General features: G+C 54.5%; 2 protein-coding genes and 1 pseudogene. 2 read left to right on the forward strand and 1 reads right to left on the reverse strand.

What is annotated here, in order from left to right:
* Positions 1–175: 175 nt before the first annotated feature.
* Together AC1DUU_RS30225 and AC1DUU_RS30230 are read left to right on the forward strand one after the other, a co-directional pair.
* Positions 176–703 (forward strand): D-glycero-alpha-D-manno-heptose-1,7-bisphosphate 7-phosphatase, encoded by a 528-nt coding sequence (locus tag AC1DUU_RS30225; RefSeq protein WP_476787001.1) that lies wholly within the window; start codon positions 176–178, stop codon positions 701–703.
* Entirely contained in the window at positions 700–1,416 is a 717-nt protein-coding gene (locus AC1DUU_RS30230; RefSeq protein WP_476787002.1) for a transaldolase, read from the forward strand. Before AC1DUU_RS30225 ends, AC1DUU_RS30230 begins: the two co-directional genes overlap by 4 nt.
* 126 nt (positions 1,417–1,542) lie before the next feature.
* On the opposite strand, the pseudogene AC1DUU_RS30235 reads toward AC1DUU_RS30230, so the two are convergent.
* Positions 1,543–1,794: pseudogene (locus AC1DUU_RS30235) on the reverse strand (IS66 family transposase); the annotation flags it as partial.
* Positions 1,795–2,187: the final 393 nt, after the last annotated feature.

Consider the following 2,187-nt stretch of genomic DNA (forward strand, 5'->3'; position numbering starts at 1 on the left):
GTCGTGATGGCGGTTACACGGCATCGGTTGCTGATGTATGCGTGATCGTTCCCACTGTGAACGCCGAAAACATTACTCCGCATTCGGAAGCATTTCAGGCAGTGGTCTGGCACTTGTTGGTGTCGCATCCGAAACTCAAGGCAAACCAGACCAAATGGGAATCTGCAGTCCGCTGATGAAAGCAGTATTCCTCGACAGGGACGGTGTACTGAACCGCGCCATTGTGCGAGACGGAAAGCCGTACCCCCCCACCAGCGTCGAAGAGATGGAAATTTTGGACGGCGTTGTGGAAGCCTTGAGGAAGCTTAAATCTGGAGGATATCTCTTGATTGTCGTAACCAACCAACCCGATGTTGCACGGGGTACGGCCAAGAAAGAGACTGTGGAAGCAATCAACGCGTCTCTTGGAGCCGTGCTGCCAATAGACGAGTTCCGTACGTGCTTTCATGATACTTCTGACGGCTGCGACTGCCGCAAGCCACTGCCAGGTTCCCTTCTGGCCGCTGCGGCGCTCCATGACATAGACCTCAACAGCAGCTTCATGGTCGGTGACCGCTGGCGAGACATAGAAGCGGGACAAGCCGCAGGCTGCCGGACCGTATTTATCGACTATGGCTACAACGAAAAACAACCTCAATCGGTGGACTATCGCGTGTCTTCACTGGGTGAAGCAGCAGATATCATCCTGGAGCAATACATATGAAAAAAGTTGAAAACCTGAAGGTCAAGATTTTTGCGGACGGCGCAGACAAAGCGGGCATGCTGGAGATGTACTCCAAGCCCTACATCAAGGGTCTGACAACGAACCCGACGCTGATGAAAAAGGCAGGGATCACTGACTACCGCACCTTCTGCAAGGACATCTTGACCTCGATTTCCGACAAGCCGCTTTCGTTCGAGGTATTCTCCGATGACTTTGACGAGATGGAAAAGCAGGCGCTAGAGATCGCTAGCTGGGGCGAAAATGTCTATGTGAAGATACCCGTCACCAACACCAAGCAAGAAACCTGCTACGCGCTGGTTGAAAAGCTGGCCGCCCGCAAGGTCAAGATGAACGTCACAGCCATCATGACGCTGACGCAAGTCCGCGATGTCGTTGCTGCGCTTGACCCCAGCGTGCCTAGCTACGTGTCGGTATTTGCAGGGCGTGTAGCAGATACAGGCAGAGACCCAATTCCAATGATGGCCGCCTCAGTCGAAATGCTGAAAGTGGCCCCGGCAGCCGAGCTGATTTGGGCCAGCCCACGCGAATTGCTGAACATTTTCCAAGCGGACGAGATCGGCTGCCACGTCATCACTGTCACGAACGACATCCTGAAAAAACTGTCGTTGGTGGGATATGATCTCGACGAATATTCTCTCGATACCGTGAAGATGTTCTACAAAGACGCGACAGACGCAGGGTATAAATTGTAGATTCGTTATTTACTTGACAGTCTGCTAGTGTATTCTGGCCGCTTAGGGATAAAGGGTGCCGCAGTATTTGCGGCACATTGGGTGCGCCGATACGAGTTGGACACTCATGCTAACCTCGCCGTTCCCCTCAAGCTGCAATTCCATCGGTTCGAGAAGCTGGGCCTTGCGCTCTGAGCGGCTACAATGGATGTCGCGCTTGAGCTTCTCGATCTCCCGATCTCCGGCCGGAGCCGCGCGATCAGCGCCTCCGAATGGGAGTTCACCGTCCGGGGCCTGGGTGGCGAGCGCTTCCACGTCACGACGAGCCGCACGCTCGGCGAGGATCATCGCGTGCACGCTGGCAAGGTCGCCGGGAAGCGGGTCGGCGGCATCGGCGATGGCGGGATGGAATCATATTCGTTCCCACCAAACCAGTAGTTTTGCTCACCCGCCGAGCTTGGCCGCCAGTTTTTTTGTGGCATTCGCCAGTCGATGCGATATGACGCGACCGCCTTCGGGGCCGCCAGATGCGCGAGGGCCAGCTCAACAAGGCCAATAAATCAAAGGTCGTCTGGACATCTGTTCGAACCAGCCGAATGCCGAACTTCTTCAAAGCCGTTGAATATGAGGCCAATTAACCGCGAGTCGCTTTAGGCATATTGGAGTTCCCCGGATGATGCTGTAAGAGCCGGTCAAGAGAAGGTCTTTCTATATGAATTTATATGGGCTGGTGGTCGAAGCCGCACTGGGAACAACGCGGTCGTCTCTGATCGCCATTGTTCTCTTGACTAT

This window comes from Aminobacter sp. P4_H6_2, from assembly GCF_056400805.1.